This is a genomic window from Achromobacter sp. Marseille-Q0513 (assembly GCF_018195695.1).
Classification (GTDB): domain Bacteria; phylum Pseudomonadota; class Gammaproteobacteria; order Burkholderiales; family Burkholderiaceae_B; genus Achromobacter.
In genome coordinates this window covers 1-345 of sequence record NZ_JAGTJY010000630.1, presented here as the reverse complement: position 1 = coordinate 345, position 345 = coordinate 1, and the positions used below count along the sequence as shown (strand labels likewise).

The window sequence follows — 345 nt, the reverse complement described above, 5'->3', positions numbered from 1 at the left end:
GCCCACGCCCGTGACCAGGCTGGGAATGCCCGACAGGTTGAGCACCAGCGGAAATCCGATGCCATAGGCCAGCACCACGCCCATGGCCGCCTGCGCCGGCGTGCGGGCATAGCGGCAGACGTCGGGCGCCAGCACCACGCCCACGATCAGTCCGCCCACCACCAGCGAAATGCCGGCTCCCACGGGCAGCGCCTCGGCCCCGGCATAGGCCCATACATCACCGTGCGGGGCCTGCAGCGCGAACCAGAATGTGGCCAGCAGCAGGCCGAGCTTGAGCGGCGTGGACAATAGCGAGAGCAAATCCAGCGCGCGAAAACCCACGGCCGCCGTGGCCGTCATCAGCAC

General features: G+C 69.3%; 1 protein-coding gene. It reads right to left on the bottom strand.

Annotation, left to right across the window (positions count from 1 at the left end; all coding sequences use genetic code 11):
- Positions 1–345 (bottom strand): hypothetical protein (locus KDH83_RS32065; RefSeq protein ID WP_212323248.1); only part of this gene is annotated, 345 nt, incomplete at both ends.